14 protein-coding genes are annotated in these 24,129 nt (G+C 60.3%); 3 read left to right on the top strand and 11 right to left on the bottom strand.

The features are described from left to right. Positions 1-16 precede the first annotated feature (16 nt). The 5 genes from ASTEX_RS12875 to ASTEX_RS12850 form a co-directional block, all read right to left on the bottom strand. Complete coding sequence (locus ASTEX_RS12875) at positions 17-2,689, bottom strand: nitrate reductase (protein WP_013480070.1); 2,673 nt, start codon at positions 2,687-2,689, stop codon at positions 17-19. Positions 2,690-2,871: 182 nt separating this feature from the next. Continuing rightward, positions 2,872-3,219, bottom strand: coding sequence for a nitrite reductase small subunit NirD (nirD, locus tag ASTEX_RS12870; RefSeq protein ID WP_013480069.1), 348 nt, complete (start codon positions 3,217-3,219; stop codon positions 2,872-2,874). Next, the gene (gene nirB, locus ASTEX_RS12865) at positions 3,216-5,717 is read right to left on the bottom strand and encodes a nitrite reductase large subunit NirB (RefSeq protein WP_013480068.1); all 2,502 of its coding nucleotides are present in this window, start codon (positions 5,715-5,717) and stop codon (positions 3,216-3,218) included. Before nirB ends, nirD begins: the two co-directional genes overlap by 4 nt. A gap of 245 nt (positions 5,718-5,962) precedes the next feature. After that, positions 5,963-7,108 (bottom strand): ABC transporter substrate-binding protein, encoded by a 1,146-nt coding sequence (locus tag ASTEX_RS12855; protein ID WP_013480067.1) that lies wholly within the window; start codon positions 7,106-7,108, stop codon positions 5,963-5,965. After that, positions 7,102-7,695: an ANTAR domain-containing response regulator gene (locus ASTEX_RS12850; protein ID WP_013480066.1), complete on the bottom strand. Its 594-nt coding sequence runs from the start codon at positions 7,693-7,695 to the stop codon at positions 7,102-7,104. The genes ASTEX_RS12855 and ASTEX_RS12850 overlap by 7 nt, the downstream gene beginning before the upstream one ends. Before the next feature lie 305 nt (positions 7,696-8,000). Here ASTEX_RS12850 and ASTEX_RS12845 point away from each other — a divergent pair, with 305 nt between their 5' ends. Next, positions 8,001-9,212, top strand: coding sequence for a nitrate/nitrite transporter (locus ASTEX_RS12845; protein ID WP_013480065.1), 1,212 nt, complete (start codon positions 8,001-8,003; stop codon positions 9,210-9,212). Positions 9,213-9,244: 32 nt separating this feature from the next. On the opposite strand, the gene ASTEX_RS12840 is transcribed toward ASTEX_RS12845, so the two are convergent. The 4 genes from ASTEX_RS12840 to ASTEX_RS12825 all read right to left on the bottom strand — a co-directional run bounded on the left by ASTEX_RS12840 (position 9,245) and on the right by ASTEX_RS12825 (position 16,619). After that, positions 9,245-11,647 carry a glycosyl hydrolase 115 family protein gene (locus tag ASTEX_RS12840; protein WP_144004738.1) on the bottom strand — a complete coding sequence of 801 codons (2,403 nt, stop codon included), beginning with the start codon at positions 11,645-11,647 and terminating at the stop codon, positions 9,245-9,247. After that, a complete protein-coding gene (locus ASTEX_RS12835; RefSeq protein WP_013480063.1) occupies positions 11,644-13,482 on the bottom strand; it encodes a glycoside hydrolase family 2 protein in 1,839 nt (612 codons plus the stop codon). The genes ASTEX_RS12840 and ASTEX_RS12835 overlap by 4 nt, the downstream gene beginning before the upstream one ends. Before the next feature lie 717 nt (positions 13,483-14,199). Further along, positions 14,200-15,012 carry a hypothetical protein gene (locus tag ASTEX_RS12830; protein WP_013480062.1) on the bottom strand — a complete coding sequence of 271 codons (813 nt, stop codon included), beginning with the start codon at positions 15,010-15,012 and terminating at the stop codon, positions 14,200-14,202. A 107-nt stretch (positions 15,013-15,119) separates the two neighbouring features. Next, on the bottom strand, positions 15,120-16,619 hold the full coding sequence (locus ASTEX_RS12825) for a family 43 glycosylhydrolase (RefSeq protein WP_245532564.1): 1,500 nt from the start codon (positions 16,617-16,619) through the stop codon (positions 15,120-15,122). A gap of 308 nt (positions 16,620-16,927) precedes the next feature. On the opposite strand from ASTEX_RS12825, the gene ASTEX_RS12820 reads away from it, so the two are divergent. Continuing rightward, on the top strand, positions 16,928-17,842 hold the full coding sequence (locus ASTEX_RS12820) for a dihydrodipicolinate synthase family protein (RefSeq protein WP_013480060.1): 915 nt from the start codon (positions 16,928-16,930) through the stop codon (positions 17,840-17,842). A 304-nt stretch (positions 17,843-18,146) separates the two neighbouring features. Here ASTEX_RS12820 and ASTEX_RS12815 read toward each other — a convergent pair whose 3' ends face one another. After that, positions 18,147-20,162, bottom strand: coding sequence for a glycoside hydrolase family 97 protein (locus ASTEX_RS12815; protein ID WP_013480059.1), 2,016 nt, complete (start codon positions 20,160-20,162; stop codon positions 18,147-18,149). A gap of 87 nt (positions 20,163-20,249) precedes the next feature. Between ASTEX_RS12815 and ASTEX_RS12810 the strand changes: the two genes are divergently transcribed. Next, positions 20,250-21,755: a glycoside hydrolase family 27 protein gene (locus ASTEX_RS12810; protein ID WP_013480058.1), complete on the top strand. Its 1,506-nt coding sequence runs from the start codon at positions 20,250-20,252 to the stop codon at positions 21,753-21,755. A 53-nt stretch (positions 21,756-21,808) separates the two neighbouring features. Here the strand turns inward: ASTEX_RS12810 and ASTEX_RS12805 are convergent, their stop codons facing one another. Next, positions 21,809-24,124 (bottom strand): S9 family peptidase, encoded by a 2,316-nt coding sequence (locus ASTEX_RS12805; RefSeq protein WP_013480057.1) that lies wholly within the window; start codon positions 24,122-24,124, stop codon positions 21,809-21,811. Between the last annotated feature and the right edge of the window lie 5 nt (positions 24,125-24,129).

The raw sequence follows: 24,129 nt of genomic DNA, 5'->3' as shown, positions 1-24,129 counted from the left end.
CGGTTAGGGTGTGCTATTATATTATAATAGGCTGCGCTTCAATAGGGGCTACATGGCTGCCCTCGCGGCGCAGCAAGCATTGTTTCAGCTCGCCCTTGCACGAGCCGCAGGCGGTGCCGGCACGCGTCGCTTCACCGATCGCTTCGACCGTCGCCGCGCCATCGTCTATGCAGGCCATGATGGCGTTTTCGCCCACACTGTTGCAGGCGCAGATAGTGCGGCCCTTGTCCGAAACGCCCGGCATCCGGCCGATCAGCAGCGCCGCCCGCTGTGGCGCGCTCAGTTCCGCCTCCCCGAAACAATCGAGCAGCCAGTCGCGGGGCGGCAGATTCTTATGGATGGGCGCTATGAACAACACCCGCGTCAGGCGGCCATTTTCGATACGCACCTGACGCCGGATGCCGGTGGCCGGATCCTCAAGCGTCGCCGTGGCGTCAAAGTCCGCGCTGTCCGGCGTGCCCGTACCCGCGATTTCATAGCCCTCTGCATGGGCATAGGCGGTACGCCGCCAGACCGTATCAGGCGCGAATACCGGCGGCGCGCCGTCGAAATCACGCGGCACCATCAGAAAACCGTGCCAGAGCTCCCCGAAAGCGCGGACCTGCGCCGGGGTGTGTTTGAACTCCGGCTGCCCGGATAAGGGATCGACAGCCGGATTGATCAGCCCGTTAGAGCGACCATAGGGCGCAAACTGCTGTGTCCAGTGCATCGGGGCGTGCAGATTGCCGACGCGCACATCGTCGGTCACCCGCGCTTTATAAATGGCCTCGCCCTGCACCGTCGTCACGACCACCAATCGTCCGTCGCGTATCCCCAACCGCCGCGCATCCTTCGGGTGGATGTCCAGCGTCGGCTCGGTGATATGGCGGTTCAGTTCCGGCGCCAGCGCCGTGCGCGTCATCGTATGCCAGTGGTCACGCACACGGCAAGAATTGAAACTGAACGGAAAGTCAGGCGTCGGTTGCTGCGCCGGGCCGCGCACCACCGGCGGCACCAGCCGCGCCCGACCGTTCGGCGTGTTGAAGCACCCATCGGCAAACAGGCGCGTCGCCGGCAGACCATCGGCCGGAAACGGCCAGCGCACCGGCATCAGCGCGTTGTATTGCGCCCTAGTCATCCCGACCAACCCGCCCAAATCGAGAAAACGCTGCCCGTTATTCTCAAACGCCGTCAGCCCGGCGTGCTCGGCAAACACCTCATGCGGCCCGGCCCAGTCAAAGGCCTGCGCCCAGTCCGGGTTCATCCGCCGCGCGACCTCGGCAATGATGGCCCAGTCCGCACGCACGTCGCCCGGCAGCCGGGTCAGATTGCGCTGCCGGGAGATGACGCGCTCGGAATTGGTCACCGTGCCGTCCTTTTCGCCCCAGGCCGCTGCCGGGAGCTGGATATGGGCCATATCCATCGTATCGGTGCGCGCCATAACGTCAGACACGACCACCAGTTCGCACTTCGACAGGGCTTCGTGGATGCGGTTGGCGTCCGGCATCGACACCATAGGGTTGGTGGCCATGATCCAGATGGCCTTGATTTTGCCCGTGCGGACGGCCTCAAACATATCGACGGCTTTCAGGCCGGGTTTGGGCGCAAGGGTCGGTGAGCCCCAGTAGCGTTGCACCAGGGCCTTCGACGCGTCATCGAAATCCATATGCGCCGCCAGCATATTGGCCAGCCCGCCCACTTCGCGCCCACCCATGGCATTGGGTTGCCCCGTTATCGAAAACGGCGCGGCCCCCGACTTGCCGATCTTGCCCGACAGCAGGTGGGCATTGATCAGGCTAAGCCCCTTGTGCACGCCCTGCGACGACTGGTTGGAGCCCATGGAAAACAGGCTCACCACCTTGTCCGTTTGCAGAAAGGCGTCATAAAAGGTCTTCAGATCGACAGACGAGATACCGCAATCTGCGGCCACGGCTTCTAGGCTCTGGTCGTCGGTACTGAGCGCGGCCATCAGGCGCGAAAAGCCGTGCGTATGCTGATCCACAAAGTCATGATCAAGCGCATCGCGCGCGATCAGATGCGCGCACAAACCGTTCCAAAGGCGTACATCCGTCTGTGGCCGGATCATCAGGTGCAGGTTGGCCGCCTTTGCCGTGTCGGTGCGGCGCGGGTCAATACAGACGCGGAACTGATCCGGACGCGCTTCGATGCGACGATAGAGGACCGGGTGCGTCCAGGCCGCATTGTGGCCGCTGAAGACCAGCAGGTCGGCCTCGCTCAGGTCGTCATAGACCCCCGGCACCAGATCGGCCCCGAAGGCCAGCTTGTGGGCGGCCACCGCCGAACTCATGCACAGGCGCGAATTGGTGTCGATATTGGCCGTGCCGATATAGCCCTTGGCCAGCTTGTTGACCGCGTAATAGTCCTCGGTCAACAACTGGCCGGAGACGTAAAAGGCCACGGCATCCGGCCCGTGTTCGGCGATGATGTCACGGAAACGCCCGGCCACCTCGGTAAGCGCCGCCTCCCACGTCGTCTCGGCAAAGCCCTGTGGCGTGCGACGGCGCGGGCTGAGCAGACGCCCCTCCAGCCCGAAGGTGTTGCCCAGTGCCGTGCCCTTGGAACAGAGCCGCCCCTGATTGGCCGGATGCGCCCCATCGCCCCGGACGGTCATCTGACGGCCATCGAGCGTCGCTTCAACGCCGCAACCGACGCCGCAATAGGGACAGGTGGAAGATTGGGTGGTGGTCATAAGGAACGTTTCTAAAGAGCCCCCCTCCGGCGCTGCGCGCCACCTCCCCCAGCAAGCTGGGGGCGTATAAAGATGAGCGTTCTTTTATGCCTCCCCGCTCGCGGGGAAAGGGGTTCAGAGCGTATTTCGTTCAGTCTAAATCGAACTAACACTCTATGTTTTTGGTTCAACGCGCTTTTTATCTAACGCAGTCCCAGAAAAATCCGGGCGTTTTCGATCTTCAGCGGCACGGTGGGCGTGCAAGCCTTCCCCGCATCGGCTCCGACGGCCTCGCCCGTTTCGAGGCTGAACGACCAGTTGTGCAGCGGACAGGCGATATGACGTCCATGCACGATGCCTTCGGACAGAGGACCGCCCTTGTGCGGGCATTTGTCCATCACGGCGTAGTAGTCATTATCTACGGTACGAAAGACGGCGATGGCCCCCTTGTCCGTCTCGACCCGCCGGGCCCCCTGATACGGCACATCCGCCGCCGCCCCGACATCCAGCCACGTCAGAGGTGGGGTTTGCAAAGCCAGATCGCCGCTCATCGCGCCATCTCCTTCTTTTCACTGCGCAGGTCCGCCAGCGGTGAAAACACCTTGGCCGGTTCGGACTGAGGGGCGTGCTCCGCCCACGGATCAACCTGAAACACGGCCTGAGACTCCAGAAAACGCGCCATCAGAGCCTTACGGGCCTCCTCATCGAACAGTTTCGTCTTGATCGCCTCAAGGCCGACACGCTCGATCCACGGCGCGGTGCGCTCCAGATACCAGGCGTCCTCACGGTAGAACTGCACAAAGGCCATGGAATACTCGCGGGCCTCGGCCTCGGTCGCCACCTTGCACAACAGGTCCGTGCCGCGCAGGTGGATGCCGCCATTGCCACCCACGTGCAGCTCATAGCCGGAATCGACGCAGATAACGCCAAAGTCCTTGATCGTCGCTTCGGCGCAGTTGCGCGGGCAGCCTGAGACCGCCATCTTGAACTTGTGCGGCATCCAGGAGCCCCAGGTGTCCTGCTCCAGCCGGATGCCCAGACCCGTCGAATCCTGCGTCCCGAAGCGGCACCATTCCGACCCCACACAGGTTTTCACCGTGCGCAGCGCCTTGGCATAGGCGTGGCCCGAGACCATACCGGCGGCATTGAGATCGGCCCAGACGGCGGGCAGGTCCTCTTTTTTGACGCCGAAAATATCGAGGCGCTGACCGCCCGTTACCTTCACCATGGGCAGGTTGAACTTATCGACGACATCGGCAATGGCGCGCAGCTCTTTGGCCGAGGTGACGCCCCCCCACATGCGCGGCACGACGGAATAGGTGCCATCCTTCTGAATATTGGCGTGGTTGCGCTCATTGACGAAGCGCGAGCGCGGATCGTCCTGATACTCACGCGGCCAAGCGCACAGGAGGTAGTAGTTGAGCGCGGGCCGACACGAGGAACAGCCATCCGGCGTCTCCCATTTCAGGGCCTGCATGACGTCTGGGATGGTCTTCAGCGCCCGCTCGACAATCGCCTGACGCACGAACGCGTGGCCATGAGACGTGCATTTACACATCGGCTTGGGGCCGGTCTGCGCCTTGAAGGCATCGCCCAGAGTGACCTTGAGCAACTGCTCAACAATGCCGGTGCACGAGCCGCACGAGGCCGACGCCTTGGTGCAGCCGCGCACCTTATCCAGCGTGTCCGCGCCGCCACTGATGGCCGCTGCCACTGTACCCTTGCTCACGCCGTTGCAGCCGCACACTTCCGTGTCGTCGGGCCATGCCGCAACGGCGGCGTTAGGGTCCACGCCGGCCAGCGCCTCCGTCACCGCCTGACCGAAGATCAGGGTGTCGCGTATCTCACCGATGCTTTCGCCCTTTTTGATCAGGTCGAAATACCAGGCGCCATCGGCCGCCTCACCAAACAGCACCGCACCCACAAGCTGGTCATTCTTGATGACGATGCGCTTATAGACGCCACGCGCCGGGTCACGGAACACGATGTCTTCGCAGCCGTCGCCGCCGTTGAACTGCCCGGCCGAATAGAGATCGACGCCGGAGACCTTCAGCCGCGTCGCCAGTTCCGAACCCAGATAGGCCGCCTGCGGGTTCTTACCGGTCAGCACATCGGCCAGCGTGCGGCACATGTCCCAGATTGGCGCCACAAGGCCGTAACACTGCCCGCGGTGCTGTACGCATTCGCCAACCGCAAAGATGAAGGGGTCACTGGTGCGCATCTGGTCATCGACCACGATGCCGCGCTCGACCGCCAGACCGGCCGATTTGGCGGGTTCCACGTGCGGGCGGATACCCACCGCCATGACCAGCAGCGAAGCCGGAATCACCCGCCCGTCCTTGAGTTTCAGCCCTTCCACGTGGGTTTCGCCCAGTATCGCCTCGGACTGCGCATTCAGCACGGCCGACACGCCGCGTTCGGCCAGCGCCTTTTCCAGCAACCGCCCGGCCGCCTCATCGAGCTGACGCTCCATCAGCACATCGACCAGATGGATCACCGTAGCCTTCATGCCGCGTTTGGCGAGACCATAGGCGGCCTCTAACCCCAGAAGCCCGCCGCCGATTACCACCGCCTCGCCGCCTGCCTCCGCCGCCTTCTGCATCAGATCGACGTCGTGCAGGTCGCGGAAACCCACGACGCCCGATAAATCCGCGCCCGGCAGAGGCAGACGGATCGGGTCGGAACCGGTCGCCAGGATCAGATAGTCGTAACCGATCGTCTGACCATCGTGCAGCACCACCTGCTTCGCGTCGCGGTCAATGCCCTGCACCCAGCAACCAAAGTGCGTCTTCACGCCATTCAGGTCGTACCAGTCCTGCGAATGGGTGACGATCTGTTCGAACGTCTTTTCGCCCGCCAGCACCGGCGAGAGCTGGATGCGGTCATAGGTGGCGCAGGCTTCGGCACCGATGATCGAAATGTCGAACATACGCCCAGAATCAGTAGAATTGGCGCGTTTGAGGATTTCTTCGACGATACGGCTGCCGGCCATGCCCGCGCCGATGACGACGATCCGGGGTTTGGCCACAGGCTCAGAATGAAAGGCCATGGGGTTGCTCCAATGCGAGCGCGTGGGAATTGAGCCAAAAAAAATCCCGCACCCCTTTGACGCCAAAGCGTTTCAGGAGTGCGGGACATCTTTGTCCGATGAAGGCTCAGACGCGCCGTCGTTGGCGCTTCTGAGCAAATGTCGTGGATCGACCTTGATCCGTAGGTTTATTGGGCCACAGGACGCGCGCCCTGTCAATTGGCGATTTTTGCGCCTGCGAGATTGGGATTTTCGCTACGAAAAGCCTACGCGCGTCTGACCCTGAACACGCCCCCGTCAAACAGGGTATTGGGTGGCATCAGGACCGGATCGGGCGCGGCAGGCAGCATCCAGGGCGCATCGGCCCCGCCCTCGTCCTTCTCATCTTCGAACGGCAGGGACAGGCCCAGCGGGGCCGCCGCCTGCCGCCACAGGTCCGGTCGATAGACGCGCCGCGCGATGGCGTCGAAATCGTGGATCCCCTCCGTCAGACCCCAGCGCACAAACTGTCCGATGAACCATTTGGCGTGGCTGATCCACGGGAAGGTCGCCGTCTGCGGATCAAGAATCAAACCCGCTCCGCCGGGGGCCAGAGCCGCCTGAATGGCCTCTAGCGGTGCGCGCACATAGGCCTCACGACTGAGGATCAGGGCCAGTTCATCGGCATGAGACGGGTCCATCGCCCACTGCCCGGCCCGCAACAGGGCGCGGGTCAGGGCCACGGCCGCCTCAGGATGCTCTTCGGCCCAGACGCCGCGCAGAGCCAGCACCTTTTCGGGCTTCAGCGTCCAGAAGGCGGGGTCCGAGAACAGCACCACGCCGTTTCCGTTCAGCTCCGCCATCTGTGGCCACGGGGAGCCGGAGCAAAAGCCGTCAATCACCCCGTCGCGCAGGTGATCGGCCATGCGTGACGGCGGCAGCACCACCCACTGCACCTGCCGGTCGGGGTCAATCCCCCCCGCCGCCAGCCAATGGCGCAGCACGAAATGGTGCGGCGAATAGTTGAACGGAATGGCCAGTGTCACCTTGCCTTCGCTGACGGCGCGCCGGTGCTGGATCACCAGCCGCAGAGCGCGCGCCGACTCCAGAAGGGTTGAGGCGCCCAGCCCTTCGAACACCTCTTTCAGCTTAGAGGAGATGACCACCGAATTGCCATTGGCCCCTAGGGCCATGGGTGCGATGATGTGCCCGATTGCAGGCCCGAGCCACAGCCCGCGCGCCAGCGGCAACGTCGCCAGCACATGTGCGGCATCCAGCAACCCATAGGACAGCTTGTCCCGAATATTCGACCAGTTGGCTTCGCGGCTGAGCGAAACATCCAGCCCTTCGGCGCTGTAAAAGCCCAGCGCTTCGGCCAGAACGACCAGAGCGGCGTCGTTGAGCGGGCTGAAACCGATACGTACACTCAGCATCCGTCGTCCCTCTTCTTGAGCAGGTCAGAAATGGCGAGGATGTCCTCGGCGATGGCCGCGATGGGGCGGCCTGAGTCCATGGCGTGCTTGCGCATCAGGCGATAGGCCTCCTCTTCGCCGATCCCGCGTGAGGTCATCAGCACCCCCTTGGCGCGGTCAATGGTCTTGCGCGCCGCCAGATCGGCCCGCGCTTTCGACAGGTCATGGCGCAGGGTCTGCATCAGGTTAAATCGATGCGCCGCCACCGACAGGATGGAGGCGACGCGATTGGGCGCATAGCCGTCCACCACGTAGGCCGCCACGCCGGCCTCCAGCGCCTGCGCCGTCGTATTGGCATCCGAGCGATCAACAAACATGGCCACAGGGCGCGGCGCGTGTTCATGGGCGATCTGAAGCGCATCCAACGTGTCGCGATCTGGGCTTTCGCAGGCGATAATGACCATGTCCGGATTGATTTCGCTGAGGCGCGCCAGCTCAAAGCGCGGCCAGATGTGCAGGGTCGCACCGTGCAGGCTGTCGTCCAGCCGCAAGCCCTCGGCCACAAGGGCCGCACGCGCGTCGTCGGGATCGATGATCAGCACATTCACGGGGAGTTATCCGGCAGGGAGAGGGTATCGCGTACGCCCCACCGCGCTGCGGGGCGTCGACTCTGCTCTTACGGCTAATGCCAACCTGCCGCCGGGCGCAAGCAAAAAATTTTGACCTTTCCCGCAACGCAAAATCGCGCCTTGACAGGGTCTGCCCGAGTGACTTAGCCTTTGGGTTGCGATTGGGGAACTGGCCAACGGCGGTCAGCCTCCGGAACGAACCGGACCGTCGTCTTCACCCGAAAAAGTCTCCCCATTGCCGCGGCGGTCGTCGATCTGCCCGGATCGACGCTGCAGGTTTATCCATGATTTCCAAAGACTTCCTCAAAGCCGGACATGCGCCTACGCTGGTCTCGGCCTTTCTCTATTTCGACATGAGCTTCATGGTCTGGGTGCTGCTGGGCGCACTTGGCGTGCAGATCGCCAGCGATCTGGGCCTCACCCCAGGGCAAAAGGGCTTCATGGTCGCCGTGCCCATCCTGACCGGGGCTTTGCTGCGGCTGGTGGCGGGCGTGATGGTCGATCGTATCGGCCCTAAGACCACGGGCGCGATCGCTCAGGCCATTGTCATTGGCGGGCTGCTGGCGGCCTATCTGCTGAAAATCGATTCCTATGCCGGTGTGCTGATGCTGGCCGGCGTGCTGGGCGTCGCCGGTGCGTCGTTTGCGGTCGCCCTGCCTCTGGCATCGCGCTGGTATCCGCCGCAGTATCAGGGCGTGGCACTGGGCATTGCCGGTGCAGGCAATTCCGGCACGGTGTTCGCCTCGCTGTTTGCGCCGTCGCTGGCCAAGGCCTTTGGCTGGAGCACCGTCTTCGGTCTGGCGGCCCTCCCCCTGATTGCGGCTTTTATTTTCTACCTGCTGTTTGCAAAAGACGCCCCCAATCCGCCCGCGCCCAAGCGTCTGGATCAGTATTTTGGCGTCCTCAAACAACAGGACGCCTGGTGGTTCCTGTTGTTCTACGGCGTGTCCTTTGGCGGCTTTGTGGGCCTCAGTTCCTCGCTCAACATCTATTTCAACACGGAATACGGCCTCGATCCGGTCAAGGCCGGCTTTTTCACCGCGGCCTGCGTCTTTGCCGGTTCGCTGTTCCGTCCAGTGGGAGGCAGCGTTGCCGACCGCATCGGCGGCATCCGTACGCTGTCGATAATGTACGTGGTCGCGGCCATCGCTCTCATCATCATCAGCTTCCGCCTGCCGACCGAATTCACCGCGCTGTTGTTCCTGATCGTCGGTATGGGCGCGCTGGGCATGGCCAATGGCGCGGTCTTTCAGTTGGTGCCGCAGCGCTTTCGCGCTGAAATCGGCGTGATGACCGGCCTTGTCGGCATGTTTGGCGGGATCGGCGGCTTCTATCTGGCCACCAGTCTGGGCCTGTCTAAACAGACGCTGGGCTCTTACCAGCCCGGCCTGATCGGCTTTGCGGCGCTGGCCCTGATCGCGTTTAGCGGCCTGACCCTGATCAAGCGCCGCTGGCGCACAACCTGGGGCGGGGCGCTGGAGAATGTGCGGATATAGAGTGGGATGATTCCAGTAGAAATCATTCCGTTCTAAGGGCACGCGCCTGGCATAAAATCAACACTGTCGAGGATAAGATCCGGGCGTGGTGACCGAAGCTGCACGTCGTGAGACCCGGCACCGAATGTGAGGGGCACAGAGGCCGCCAGGCGATTATTCAGCACACCCTGCTGCCACGCCTTGTCCTGCGGTCCGCGGGCGTAGGTCAAAGGCGTGGTTACTCCCTCGGTTGTGAGATCAAGCGACCATGCCGACGCCCCATCGGTCGGGAAGATCGGCAGGATATGGGTACTGACGCACCACGTCCCGGCCGTGGGTATATCGGCGCGGAGGCTGACGACCGCATCCGCCCTCAACGCGCGCAGGCTCCCCTCACCGCGCCCAAGGCCTTCGATCCGACGCCAGCCCTTGGCCACACCGCCTTCGGCCTCAAGGCGGATCACCCCGTCATCGGCCAGCCGATAGACGGGAAGCTCCCCCGACTGCCCCAAGGTTGCCGCCGGCATAACGGGCGGCGACAGACGGAATGAGGTCCACAGGTTATCCGCAGGCTCCTCAGCAATAATGCCCCTCCATTTACCGCTGTTATAGCGGGCCGACAGCGCCTTAATCTGCGCGTCGAAATCCCGTGCACGGCCGGCATAGAGCCCGCCCAGACGCGGATTGCGCTCATATTCCGCCGCATAGGCTTCCAGTGCGAAAAACCGCCGGTTGGCTAGAGCCGAAGCCTTCAGCGGATATTCAACCAGTTGAAACAGACCCGGATCGTCCACTTTCAGCGCCTCGACATCATTCATCAGGTTTTCAAAGGCACTGACGCGCTCAAACACCTGCCGCGGCGACAGACCGGAGCGGCGCACCTTTTCACCCGGTAGATTATATTGCAGGTGTTCCGGGCGGCGCTCGAAATTGAGCCGGTAATAGCGATCCCACAAGTCACCGATCGCTTCGGCCTTTTGCGGGCCAAAGGTTTCACCCGCCAGTCGCGTCAGATACTGCTTCTGGCTAAGAGCGCGCACACCCTTCACATCCCAGGCCAGATCGAAAAAGTGGGTCAGATTGACCTCTGCCGGTTTGATGTCGCCGGCATTGACGACCCACAGACGGTCCGCGCCGTTGTCGTAGGCCCGCGTCATCTCTTCGGTCACCAGCGCCGGTGGCGTGGTCGAAAGCCACAGATAGGAGAGCGGGGCCCCCAGATAAGACAGGTGATAATAGACGCCCGATCGCCCCGATCGCTTTTGTTCTGACGAATTGGGGAAGTAGCGGATATAGCCGAAATTGTCGTCGGGCCAGACCAGCGTTACGTCCTCCGGCAGAGCAATCCCGGCGCGATAGATTTCCAGAACTTCCTTATAGGGCACAAAGACTTGCGGCACCGTTTTCGGATCACCGACTGTATCTTTCAACAGTTGACGCTGATCAGACAGGATGCGGTTAAGCAGTGCCTGCTTCTGCGCGGTGGTCGAAGCCCCGACAATGCCTGAGTCGTGGATGCCCCGCATCCCCAGTGTGTAGAGATTCTCGTAGCGGCCATTGGTTTTAAGACGCGCTTCCCAGTAGGCACGAACCCCCTGCGGATTGATCGCGTAGTTGAACCGCTCCCCCGGCTCCTTCCATTCGCCGACATTGTTACGCAGCATGGGCTCGGCGTGGGAGGAACCCATAACGATGCCATACCGTTCTGCCAGCGCGGCGTTTTGCGGGTCGGCATTGAACGGGGCCGACACCTTGTGCATGGCGGGCCACAGGGTGTTGGCCTTCAGGCGCAGCAAAAGCTGAAAGACTTTTTCGTAGGATTTTGCGCCGATATTGCCGGTTTCCGGATCAAAGGTCTGCGCCGCCCATGGGAAGAGGCCCCAGTCTTCATCATTGATGAAAAGACCGCGATAAGCCACAGAAGGTTTTGAGAAATACGGCTTAGGTACGGAGACTAACAGGCCTTTTTTAACCGACTTAATATCGGCCCACCATACCCATGGCGACACCCCCAGAGTACGCGACAAGTCATAGACGCCGAAGGCTGCACCTCTCCTGTCGGACCCCACAATGATCAGGGCGCGCTCGACGCCCGACGCGGGCTTTGGCACCACTGCCGTCAGTGAGCATTCCCAGCAGTCTTTCAGCCGTCTGACATCCAGTTTGCCAGCCTTGATCAGCGCATCAATACCGGCATGGTGGCCGGGCGTCCCGACCCAGACCTGCGTTCGGCCCGAGGGCGCCACCGTGACCGCCTGCGCATCCCCCCCCAACCGTGCGATATCGTCGGCCAGATCACGTGCGGCGATGCCCACCAACTCAGCATCGCGGGCGTCATAAACAATGGCGGCACCGTTCAGGTCCAGCGACTGCGATGTGGCGGCGGGTGATACGACCACCTGTGCCCCAACCGGGGAGGCCACACAGGCCATCAGCCCTATCACCCAACCCCTCACGGCTGCTTGTCCTGATAGTAGGTGGCTAAGACATCAAAGGCCTCTTTACGCACACCGGTTTCCGAGAGCAGTCCTTTACGATTCCAGCCGTCCTGATAGATCGGGTGCTCGCGGCGGGGCGATTGAAAGTCCTTTAAAATCCACGGCGACATACCGTTGAGGGTCGGCATTCTGTCGGCCATTTTCAGGGTCTGGCGATAGTATTCCGCCTGATAATCCTCGGAAAACTTATGCGTCGCGGTCGGATCGCGATAGCCCGCCAGTGCATCAGCCCCAAATTCCGACAGGATCAGCGGGCGGTCAGCCGGTACATTCCATTGCAGACCCGGCACGGCCGAGAGCGGATCATCGCCATACCAACCGGCATAGGTATTGACCGCCAGCACATCCAGCTTATCGACCAGCGGGTCAGCCAGATAGATTTCATTACCCTTACGCTCGACCAGCAAAGCGGCGCTGATCAGGCGCGTCGGGTCAAGCGCGCGCGCATTATCGGCCATGGCGGCGTGGAATTGGGTGCGCGGCGCTGACACCGGGGTTTCGTTCCCTACGCTCCACAAGATGACCGATGCCCGGTTGCGATCGCGGAATACCGTCTCCGCCTGCATTCTCAGCGCCTTTTGCAACACCGCCGGATTTTCCCAATCGACCGTCCAGTACACCGGGATTTCGCTCCATACCAAAAGCCCCATTTCATCTGCCAGCCGCAGGGTTATCTCCGAATGCGGATAGTGTGACAGGCGTACATAATTACCATGCAGACCGTATTTGATCTCGGACAACAGGGCGCGTGAAGCCGCTTCAGTCATGTTGCGTGCCGGATGGCTGCCGAATTCTTCCTCGTGCAGCGAAACACCTTTGAGAAAAACAGGCTTACCATTCAACAGTATCTGGCAGCCTTTAACTGCAACTGTGCGAAAGCCAATTCGGTCCCTCAGCCTGTCATCAACGGTTGAGAAAGTCACCTCATAGAGGGCGGGTGTATCCGGTGACCACAGTTTCAGGCCACGCGGCGCTTTCAGATCAAAAACCGCCAGCCCTTTGGCATCAGTGGTCGCAGACATCGTAGTTTTAAGACCTGCAATGCTCACCGTAACGACTTGCCCAGCGGCGCGGGGACCGTTCAGTTGCGCCACACCTTTCAAACGCCTCTCCGGCGTCAAGGTAAGGGTGGCGTCATCAATGAAGGTTTCAGGTGTATAGATCAGCTTTACCGGTCGCGTAATGCCTCCAAAAAGGTCCCAGTCCGTAATCGCCGTCGGGATGGACTGAGCGTCATGGGTAGAATCCACACCCACGCTCAGGCGGTTTTCACCGGCGCGCAATGCGTGCGTGACCTCGATAACGAACGGCGTGAATCCGCCTTCGTGGCGGCCCATTTCTTTGCCGTTGAGATAGATATTGGCCTTGTAGTTGACCGCCTCGAACCGCAGAAAAACGCGTTTGCCATCAAAGACTTTGGGCGTAAACTTGCGTTGGAACCAGATAAGCCCATTATAATAACGCAGTTCGGGTTCGGCGGCGTTCCACGCGCCGGGTATCGCCATCTGCGGACCACGATCAAGATCAAACTCAAAAAAGGTCGCCCCACCCCTTGCCTCTTCGGCAGCCACATCCACATCGCGGTAACGCTGCATACGCGACTTGGCCACCCAACCATTGATGTCAGTCAGCCCCGTGCGATAGAGGTCCTTGGAATAGGTCCATGTGCCTGACAGATCCTGAACCTCGCGATTCGCCGCCCCTGTCAAAAGGTAGGCCGGCCGCAGCTCCTGCGCTGCCGCCGGTAGGGCTAACACGGCCAAAAACGCCACAATGGTGAAAACCCAGCGCATGACTACTCTCCCTCCTGCAATCCTTATCAGACCTAACGATTTTATTGGTAAGACCTTTTAGCGCTCCAAGCGCTCAGTTTCAATCAGATTCAATCCCGATCAAGCTGCGATTTTGCCAACCGGCACGGCTGATCATGCTATGGCGGCGGTCACCGTGATTTCTCCAGCTTAAGTGGTTCATAGAACATCGCATCGCCAGACCGGATCGGCACATCATCAAGGGACGTTACTCGACCGATACTCAGACCTGAGGTTGTTAAAGAATAAAGGCTGGACGGCTTCGAGCCTAAAGCTAGAAACTTCGGGACTGCGAGTTTCACCGGGCCGGAAGAATCGCCTTTGTACCCAAGCGATTTCAGTCCTGTCGTGTTCGACAGTTTGTTCTTCGGGGCGCCCTGCCCGCTAGGACCGATCCCGTCCCGCAATCTGGCCCCTACCGGAACCTTGGCGGCTGGAAGCTGACTGACTGAAACCCCGCCGGTAGCGCAGATTCGGTTTTTCCTGCCACCGTGGTCATTACTGGCGGACCGCCGCCGCAACTACGCATGCGCGCAACGGTGATACTCTCTACGATATGGGCACAGAAAACGAGAGTGACAATGTTTCCTATTGAGGTCAGAGCACCTTGGCAGGACTCAGATTAGAAGGGCTGACACTTCTCCGCTCCCGTTTGCATTTAGACGCACCCTGAAAAGCGAGACCGTTACCGAACCAAAATTAGAAGATCTCGCCGTAGACTTGGCCACCGCTAAGTATCACCACCTCATGACCACTCTTGCGGATGGCATTGCCCGGTGCTCCACCTACACGGGCCTGGCTTTGCCCAGGCATTGCGGCATTGCCGCCCGTACCGCCTGCAATGCCGCGATTTCCGCCGCCACCGCCGCCACCCGGCGAACCAGCGCGGCCTAGAGCGCCCGCTTCAAAATAACCGGTGTCCGATGCTCGCGCGCTACCACCAAGGCCCGGATCTCCGTTGGGAAAACCACCGCCTCCACCGCTACCGCCTAGCCCTGCTGCCGCCTCGGCTCCTGCACCGCCACCCCCGCCGCCTTTGATCGCTCCCCCTTTCAAGACCACGACCGTCATTGGAGAGTCGGCTACGACAGCGTCACCTCCACGCCCCCCATCCGTAGGGACCGGGTCGCCGCCGTCACCACCCCGTCCACCACCGCCATAGACGTGACCGCGCACAAGTAACCATATCTCAGCCGTTTCAGGCCACAGTCCACTAACCAAAGCAGGGCCTCCATCGCGGCGCCCTTTATTGCCACCCGCAGCTCCCATGATCACCGTTCCGGCAGGCACTTCGAAAATGAAATCTGCCCTCGACCCACCATCATAACCCGCCTTATTGGCCATTTCCCTCAGGCTACCTGTAGTGGTCACGGTGATGACCTTCGGATTGAAGTCAGCCTTGGTGTCAGGCACCTCATCCTGTGACTTTACCTGCGCCAACGTAGGGCCACCAGGCACACCAAGTGCGAGTAAAAGCGCCATCAGCGCAAACTTCAAAACGCGAGATTTCACCGTTTTCTCTTCCCATAAACCCCTCTGTCGCACGCCAGAAAAGCACAAACCCTAACTGCGTGACAGATTCAGGCGTTGATGACCCAACGTCTCTCGTACCCTTGGTCCTATTCCAGCGGCACGCAGATCGGCGAGGCCGGAACCTTTGTATCTGCCGCCTCAACCAGAACCGCCTTTGGATACAGAGCTTCCCATTCCTGAACAGCTACGGCGGCATTGGTCTTGCCGTCCGTAGACGCATCGAACACTGCCTTCAGACAACGCGTACTGACGGTGTCGAAAGACGCCTCGGTCCATGCGCCTGTCACGGCCTGCGGATAGCTGGCGGTGATCACTTTCCAGTCCTTATCGGCATCTGACCAGTATTCGAGGTGCCACGCCTTGGGCGGGGCTACGCCTATACCAGAACCGGCAGGCTGATCGGCCCAGAAATAAAGCCGTGTCCCGTTGACCTTTAGCGGCTGCTCCCACTGATAGACCACCCACTGCTGTTTTGGATTGTTCGGCGACCATGTCCCCCAGGTGTCCGGTGGCAGCGGCGCTTGGCGTACCTTGCCGTCATTAAGTGCGCGAATCCAGTATTGCACGGGCACCGGCGAATTGGACGCGACAACGCGTGCCGCCGGGGCCAGATTACGCTGAGGCTGAGGGACGGGTGCCGCCGCACGGGTCTGTTCGACCTTTTCAATAAGTGGCGGGTTTACGCTGTCGTCCCACGACAATTCATCGACGGCGACCGAGCGACGGAAATGCCCGCCACCTTTGGCATCCGCCGTATGATAGGCGACGTACCACTTGCCCTTGAACTCGGAAATGCCCGGATGGGAGGTCGTCGAAGACACCGGATCGAGCAAAACCCCGCGATAGGTCCAGGGCCCCAAAGGCGAGGTCGCTGTGCCATAGGCGATACAGGCATAATAGACCGCCTCAGTACATTCTGAGTCCGGGCCCGCCGTGTTCCCGGCATAGGCCATGTAATAGACGCCCTTGCGCTTGAAAATCCACGGCGCTTCAAAAAAGCCTTTCAGGCCGGTGACATCCACAGGCGTCCCCTTGAATGTCACCATATCACGTTCCAGTTCGACCCCTTTCAAGCGGCCAAACGTCCCCCAATACATATAAATTCGACCATCGTCGTCGATCAGCACCGTCGGATCGATATTCTGGATATCGTTTTTCACCGGATAAGACTGCGACACGACCGGCCCGGATGGGTGGGCATCGACCCAAGGCCCGGTGGGACTGTCGGACACGGCCACACCTATGGCAAAACCATCCTTGTTGGTTGAGCCTTCCTGCATCACCGGCGCATAGAAATAGAAGCGCTTATCCGGCCCCTGCACGATCTGCGCGGCATAGGCGCGGCCGGGTGTCGCCCATTTGAACACCTCATCCGGTTTTAGGAAATGTGGATAGTGGGTCCATCGGCCTGACTTGGGATCATCGGTGACCAGCATCTGCCATTCGGGCATGACGAAGTCATTCACCCCCGACTCCGCCGTGTCGCGCCCGGTGAGTATGTAGAACTTACCATTGGCCACCAGAGTCGCCGGATCGGTCGTGTAGTCCTGACCATCCGACAGTATGGGGTTGCTGGCGGAGGTCACTTGGCGTGCTTCAAGCGCTGAATTGGCCATTACCGGGCCACCAAGACCCAGTAAAGTTCCCAGGAGACTGGCCCTAGAGAACCAAGCCTTCGACAGGGTCGTTATGCGAACAAGGTGCACAGGGGCCTCGCTTAATTGTCAGACATAACATCAATTTATACAGTATACCAAATTTGTTGCAAGCGATGTTTATGCTCCGAGAGGACTTGCTGCCTGATGCCGTATAGAGCCCATCCCGTTCCTTCTTGCGCCGCATCATTGCATATTGTATACGGTATATATTCTTACGCAAGCAGTTGGAGTAAACAATGAAAGTCGATTGGCGCGGCGTATTCCCGGCGGTCACCACACAATTCAAAGAAGACCTATCCATTGACGTGGCCGAAAGCCAGCGCGTAATCGATGATCTGATCAAGGACGGCGTGACCGGTATCATCGCGCTCGGCACCTGCGGCGAGAACAATTCGCTGGAGCCGGATGAAAAGCGCACGCTGCTCTCCGCTATCGTCGAAGTCGTCAACGGCCGCGTGCCCGTCGTCGTCGGCACCTCCGAACTCACCACGCCGCGCGCCGTCGCCTTTGCCCGTGACGCCGAAAAAATCGGCGCCAACGGCCTGATGCTGCTGCCGGCAATGGTCTATGTGCCGAAGACGAATGAGCTGGTTGAGCACTTCACGCAAGTGGCCAATGCCACCGGCTTGCCGATCATGCTCTACAACAACCCAACCGCCTACCGCGTCAATATCGGCAATGATGCGCTCGAAGCCCTGCGTCCGGTGAAAAACATCGTGGCGATCAAGGAATCCGCCGCCGATACACGCCGCTTCACCGACGTCTTTAACGCCTTCGGCAGCCGATATTCCATCTTCGCCGGCCTCGACGATGTGGCCTATGAAGGCCTGCTGCTGGGCGCTCAGGGCTGGGTGTCAGGCCTGACCTCGGCCTTCCCGCATGAATCCGTCATGCTGGTCAAGGCGCTCGAAGCCGGTGACACCAAGACAGCGCTGGAAATCTACCGCTGGTTCCTGCCGCTGCTGCACCTCGATGCCGAACACGACCTGGTTCAGTCGATCAAACTCGCCGAACAGATCATGGGCCGCGGCTCCGAGCGCGTGCGGATGCCGCGTATGCCGCTGATCGGGGAGCGTCGCGCACAGATCATCAAAATGGTCGAAGAGGCCGCCGCATCCCGCCCATCGCTGAGCATCAACAAGGCGGCGTAAGCCCCCATCTCCAGACAACTCACTGCCCTCTTTACCCCTACTCCCTTCAACAAGGCGTGGGGGTTTTGGCTTGTGTGGCTCCTGACAGAGCGCAAAAGAAAAAGCGCCCACCGCGGATTGATACGCGGTGGACGCTTAAAGGTGGGCGGTTCTGAACGCGGGAGGGGGGGTACAAACGTGCCAAACCGCCGTTGGTAAGCCGGGCCCGGAGCCATGACCGCCGGAGAACGTCATCATTCCGATCCCGGATCATCCAAACCACTCTCCCGCGGAAGTGTCAAGTATATATTATACGATTTAACCTTTATTTGTCCGTTTTATTTGATTTGCCACGTTTTACCGGACTTAAGATAACCGCCGCCCCGCCTGACGGGGCCAGAGTCAACGACAGAGCTTGGGTGCGGTCGGTTTTGGCCTCAGACGTCACCAGTTGCGTCGGCGTAGCGCCATCCTGCCACAGGCGCGCCTGATGGGTCCCCTCTTTGAGGAAATCGAGCGGCAGGCGGACCGTGCGCCCCTCTTCATTGGTCATGGCCCCGATGTACCAGTTCTCCCCCTTGCGACGAGCCGTGACGATGAATTGACCGATATCGCCCTGAAGAACGCGGGTTTCGTCCCAGCTCACCGGCACTTTCTGGATAAAATCCACCCCGTCTTCCCAGCTTCCGTCAGTCTTTTTATAAGCCTGGGGCGCATCCGACACCATGACCAGAGGGCTGTCATAGACGACATACATCGCCACGCCATGACCACGGGTCGTTTGGGTCTGAGGGCGGTTTTCGTGGATCACAAAGGTCTGCGGCGTGCGGTTGGCAAAGCCGCCCGGCGTATAGTCAATCGGGCCCAAAATCATGCGGGTGAACGGCAGGGTGACATTGTGGGTGGCCGTAATGCGAGTTGTCCACTTGTTGTATTCCGCGCCCAAAACGCCTTCCTGGGTGATATAGTTTGGATAGGTCCTCACGAGCCCGTTAGGGGCATAGGCCCCGTGCAGATCGACCAAAAGCTTGTGCTGAGCGGCCTTGGACAAAACGCGGTGGAAGTAATCGACAATCTGCTGATCCGAACGGTCCATAAAGTCGATCTTGACGCCTGCAATACCCCATCGCTCATAGGTGCTAAAGGCTTCATCCAACTGCCAGTCGAGTTGCTGCCACTGCAACCAGATCATCACGCCGATCCCGTTCGCCTTGGCGTATTTGAGGATGGCGGGCATATCGACGGCCGCAATCGGCTTGGTGACATCCGATCCCGGTTTCGGACGGGTCGAAGACCCCGTGTACCACCCTTCGTCGATCAGGATGTAGCCAAGACCCATGCTTTTGGCAAAGTCGATATAGGCCTTATAGGTTTCGGTATTGATGCCGGGATTGGCGACTGGCGCATTAAAACCGTTCCACCAGTCCCACGCACTTTTGCCGCCCTTAATCCAGCTTGTGTCCGCAATCTTCGACGATGCCCCCAGCATGGCCACAAGGTTTGAGGCCACCAGATCACGCGGGCTGTCGCCCAGCATAACCACGCGCCAGGGCGTCTTAAACTCCTCAGAGGCGGCTGAAATCCTGGCCACATAGGGCTTGATCATATCGGCATCAAGGCGCGGAGGCAGTTGCACCGCCACCCCCAGACCACTGTCGCCCTTGCGCGTATAATAACTGGCCGGATAGTGGGTTACGTCCGACTCGGCCAGAGCAAAGGTCGTCTCGCCAGAGCCCGTCTTACAGACCAGCGGCGAATCGAACAGATTATGCTCACGAATCACTGACGCCTTGACCGGGTCGAACTCGCCTTCGTGGGCGTTGTGATACTTACCGAGGTTCAGTCCCCAGCAGTCGTAATCTGCCGGAAAGGCAAACTCGGTGCGCTCCCCATAGATACCCACCTCGCCATATTCGGCCTGTGTAGGCAGGACATAGCGTACCGCCGCTCCGGTATCATAAGCGCGCACCACCACATCCAGTCGGCGCGGACCATTGGCCTCACGCAGGCTAAGCGTCAGTTCACGGTAGTGGTCGGAGGCCGTCGCGGCCTTACCGGCAACGATCGAATAGACCTGATTGACTTCACGGGTGCGACTTTCGACGACAACAAAGCCCTGACTGCCGAACCCCTGAAGGTCGGTGCGCAGCCCCAACGCCGACGGAGCAATTATGGTCTCGCCCTTGAAGGCCAGGCTCCAGCTAGGCAGCCCGTTTGTCGATTTGTCGAGGGTAATCTTCACCTGCTCATCGGGAGAGACCGCCTCGTAGGTTTCGGCCCCGGCAGAGATCGCGAAAGCCGTTGCCGTCGAAGAGAGCAGAAGAAGCAGAGAACGACGCACGTGAGACCCCTAACCGTGTGGACGAAATGAGAGAAAGAATATACCGTATACGAAAAAGCCTTGTAAAGCCACGAACGGAGTCTTGTTATGCGCAAACTATTTTTAGGTCTATCTGTGGTGTTCACCCTGTTACTGCCCGTGTCTCAGGCTCTGGCGAAACCGCCAGAGGGCGGCTGGGTTTTCGACAGCTCACCCAACTATCCGGATTTTACGCGTGTCATCATCAAAGAGACAGGCGGTAAGCTGACGGGGGTGATCACCTCCCGCTGGTATGGCGACCTGCCTATGCAGGATCTGCGTGCCGAAGGCGATACGCTCGTCTTCAAAATCAACAACGGTAATCCGCGCGTGACCCCGACCGGCATCGTCATCAAGGCCGAGGGCATCTCGATCCGCATGACCGGCAACCTGTGGTATCAGAGCTTCAACCTCACCGCACACAAGGGCTCAAAGCGTGAACTAAAGGCCCTTGATTTCCAGGTCTATCCCCTGCCCCCTTACCGCGTCGTTCCTCAGAAGGCGCTGGCCCCTACCCCGCCCATGGGATGGAATTCGTGGAACCGGTTCAATACGGAGATCGACGATAAGACCGTGCGCGAAATCGCTGACGCACTGGTCAGCAGCGGCCTGAGGGATGCCGGTTATGTCTACGTTAATATTGATGACGGCTGGCAGGGGATGCGCGATGCCGATGGCGTGCTAATGCCCAATGCCAAGTTCCCCGACATGAAAGCTCTTGCCGACTACGTCCATTCCAGGGGGCTGAAGATCGGCATCTATTCCTCACAGGGACCGAAGACCTGCGGGGGCTATGAGGGATCGTACGGCCATGTCGAACAGGACGCGCGCACCTTTGCCAACTGGGGTATGGATTATCTAAAATACGATCTCTGCTCTGGCGAGGCCTTTTACTATACCAAAGAAGCCGTCTACGCCTCCTATCAGCAGATGGGCGAGGCGCTGGCGGCGACCGGCCGCGATATTGTCTTCAGCCTGTGCCAGTACGGGCGTTTCGATGTCGGATCATGGGGGCGTGACGTCGGTGGCCACCTGTGGCGCACCACAGGCGATATTGAGGACAATTACGCACGCATGGCGTGGATCGGCTTTGATGCCAACGGCAAGCCCAACCACACCGGTCCGAATGGCTGGAACGATCCGGACATGCTCGAAGTCGGCAATGGCGGCATGACAACGGATGAATACAAGACCCATATGTCGCTGTGGGCCCTCATGGCTGCGCCGCTGCTGTTGGGCAATGACGTACGCAGCATGACCCCCGAAACCGCGGCTATTCTGAGCAACCGTGATGTCATCGCCATCGATCAGGACATAGCCGGTGTGCAGGGGCTGCCGGTGAAAAAGGACGCTACCCACGAAATCTGGACCAAAAAACTGAGTGACGGCGCCACCGCCGTCGGCCTGTTCAACCACTCTGACAGGCCGATCACCCTGTCGGGTGAATGGGCGCAGATAGGACTTGGCGGCGCGTCCGAAGTGCGTGACTTGTGGACGCACACCAATACCCGTTCAGACAAAGCTTACAGCTACACCCTCCCCGCTCACGGTGTGGTCATGCTCAAGGTGCGGTAGTCCACACCGCACCCCGACCCCACATCATCCGTGTGGGCCGGGGTGGGTAGCATCTACTTGACCTCGATCAGGTACTGGTAGAAATAGCCGGTCAACCGGTTCCAGTAGTAGGGCTGGTTCACATTGTGCGGTGTGTTGGACAGGATGACCAGATCGTGCGGCTTGCCCGCCGCGGTCAGAGCCGCCGACAGACGCAAGGTGGCGGCCACCGGCACGTTGTCATCAATGTCGCCATGAATCAGCATCAGATGCCCTTTAAGATTACCCGCCACCGAGATATTGGAGTTCTTCTCCCACGTGGCGTCGTCGGCATTGCCCATGGTGGTTTCCGGCCACCACGCCTTGTCCAGCCTCAGATCGTGATTGCCAGATGACGCCACGCCGACCTTATAAAAGTCAGGACGTCTGAGAACGAACCGCGCCGTGTCATAGCCACCGGCCGAACCGCCATAGACACCGACGCGGTCCAGGTCGAAGTACAGGTACTTCGCCTTCATGGCCTTCAGGACGCGGATATGGTCGTCAAGGCCAACCTCACCCAGATTCTGCCAGGCGGGCATACGGAAGGCCTTGCCGCGCTGAGAGGTCCCCTTACCGTCGATAATGACGACAATCGCCCCGAACTGCGCCAGCGCCGCCAGATTTGTGGGGACATTGCCGCCATAGGTTTCGGCAAAGCGGTGCGTCGTTGGCCCCGTATAGACGTTCTCGATTACGGGATAGGATTTCGACGGATCGAAATGGGCCGGGCGATAGATGGTGCCATAAAGCTTCGTCTTGCCGTCTTCCGCCGTCGTTTCAAACACTTCGGGCAGGGTGAAGCCCGCGGCCAGCAGAGCGGAATGGTCGGCGCGCCCCAGTTCAAGCACGATCACACCGTCCGACGCGCGGCGCAGGACGGTGCGCGGTGGTTCTGAGGGGGTGGACATGCGATCGATGATCCACTCTCCGTCTTCGGAGACGGTTGTGTCGTGATCCAGCGGTTCCGGTGTCAGATTGACGATCTTCCCGTCGAGCATAACCTTGTACAGGCTGCGGAAATAGGGGTTTACGCCGGTTTCCCGACCGATACCTGTGATCAGGATCGGCCCGCCCTTGGCCACATGCGCAATCCCGGTGACTTCCCAGTCACCCTTTGTCAGGGCCTTCCCACCGGAAGGATTCTCACCGTCCTGCAGGAAATAAAGCTGCGCCCAGTTGCTGCGCTCGGAAATAATCAGATAACCGCCCAGTTCGGGGGCCGCACGCATAGACGTAGACGTCACATAGACATTTGGCGACAAGGCCTCGTGCAAGCGGAGCTGTGATTTACCCGTGACGGGATCCGCCTCAAAAAGTTCGACTTCGCCATAGCCGCGCGCCTGCCATTCATAGACAATCCTCCCGGCCTCGTTAAACCACAGGTTCGGGTCCCCCGGCCAGAGCAAGGACTGCGCGGGTAAGTCCGGCAGGGTGAGCGCCGGCTTGCCCTCAAGAGCGGCTGAGATATCGACGACCACAGGATGAACCTGCGGCACCTCTGCGGCCCCGGCATTCGGATAGACATAGGCGAAGGTGCGCGGGAAACGACTCCCCGGCGGGTTGGGCTGAACCGCGTGCCAGATATAGCTGCCGTTGCGATCAAGACGATAGGTCAGAAGGCGTCTGGAATCGCCCGACCACTGCACAGACACCCGCATGTCGGGCGTCTCAGAATTGGCGGCCACCATGTCACCCAGTTGCGGGTAGTTCTGGCCATACCGGCGGTCATACACACCATCCGTGGTCAGGGCCGTTTCGCGGCCCGTCGCCACCTCGACCAGCCACAGATTGTAGTTACGTGAAACGACCCGGTACTTGCCATCAGGTGAAAGGACGCCGGTCTCTGTCGGCAGGCGTTCCACAGGGTAAAGCTTACCTGAAGCCCGCTCATAGCGCCATTCGCGAGCGCCCGCATAAAAGGACAGGATGTCTTTGTCCCTGTCATATTGCGTGGGCGCAACCTCGATGCCGCCGTCAGTCTTTAGACCCTGCGCCGCCAGAAGGGCTGTCAACGTGGTCTCAGTAGCCAGTTCGCTGACACCCGACGTTTTCAGATCCACGCGCAGAATGCGGCCCGCGCCTTTTGCGCCGGTGCGATAAATCACACCCTGACCGTCGGCGGTAAATTTGGCGCGCAGATCGAGGTCCGTGATCAGTGCGCGGACATTGGCCGCTGAAAACCGCTCGGCTTGAACGCGCACGGCGGCGGGGACACCAAAGACCTCACTGACGGCGGCTGGCCCCGCAAGGGTGGGTAGCGTCTGAGCAATGGCCGCAACCGGCAAGGCGAGAGCGCAAAGCGCCGTAACCGACACAAAGGCGGTCAGGCGCGAAGAACGCAAAGACATGAGTA

This window comes from Asticcacaulis excentricus CB 48, from assembly GCF_000175215.2.
Classification (GTDB): Bacteria; Pseudomonadota; Alphaproteobacteria; order Caulobacterales; family Caulobacteraceae; genus Asticcacaulis; species Asticcacaulis excentricus.
The sequence above is the reverse complement of the archived record's forward strand: the minus strand, read 5'-3'. Positions and strand labels throughout refer to the sequence as shown.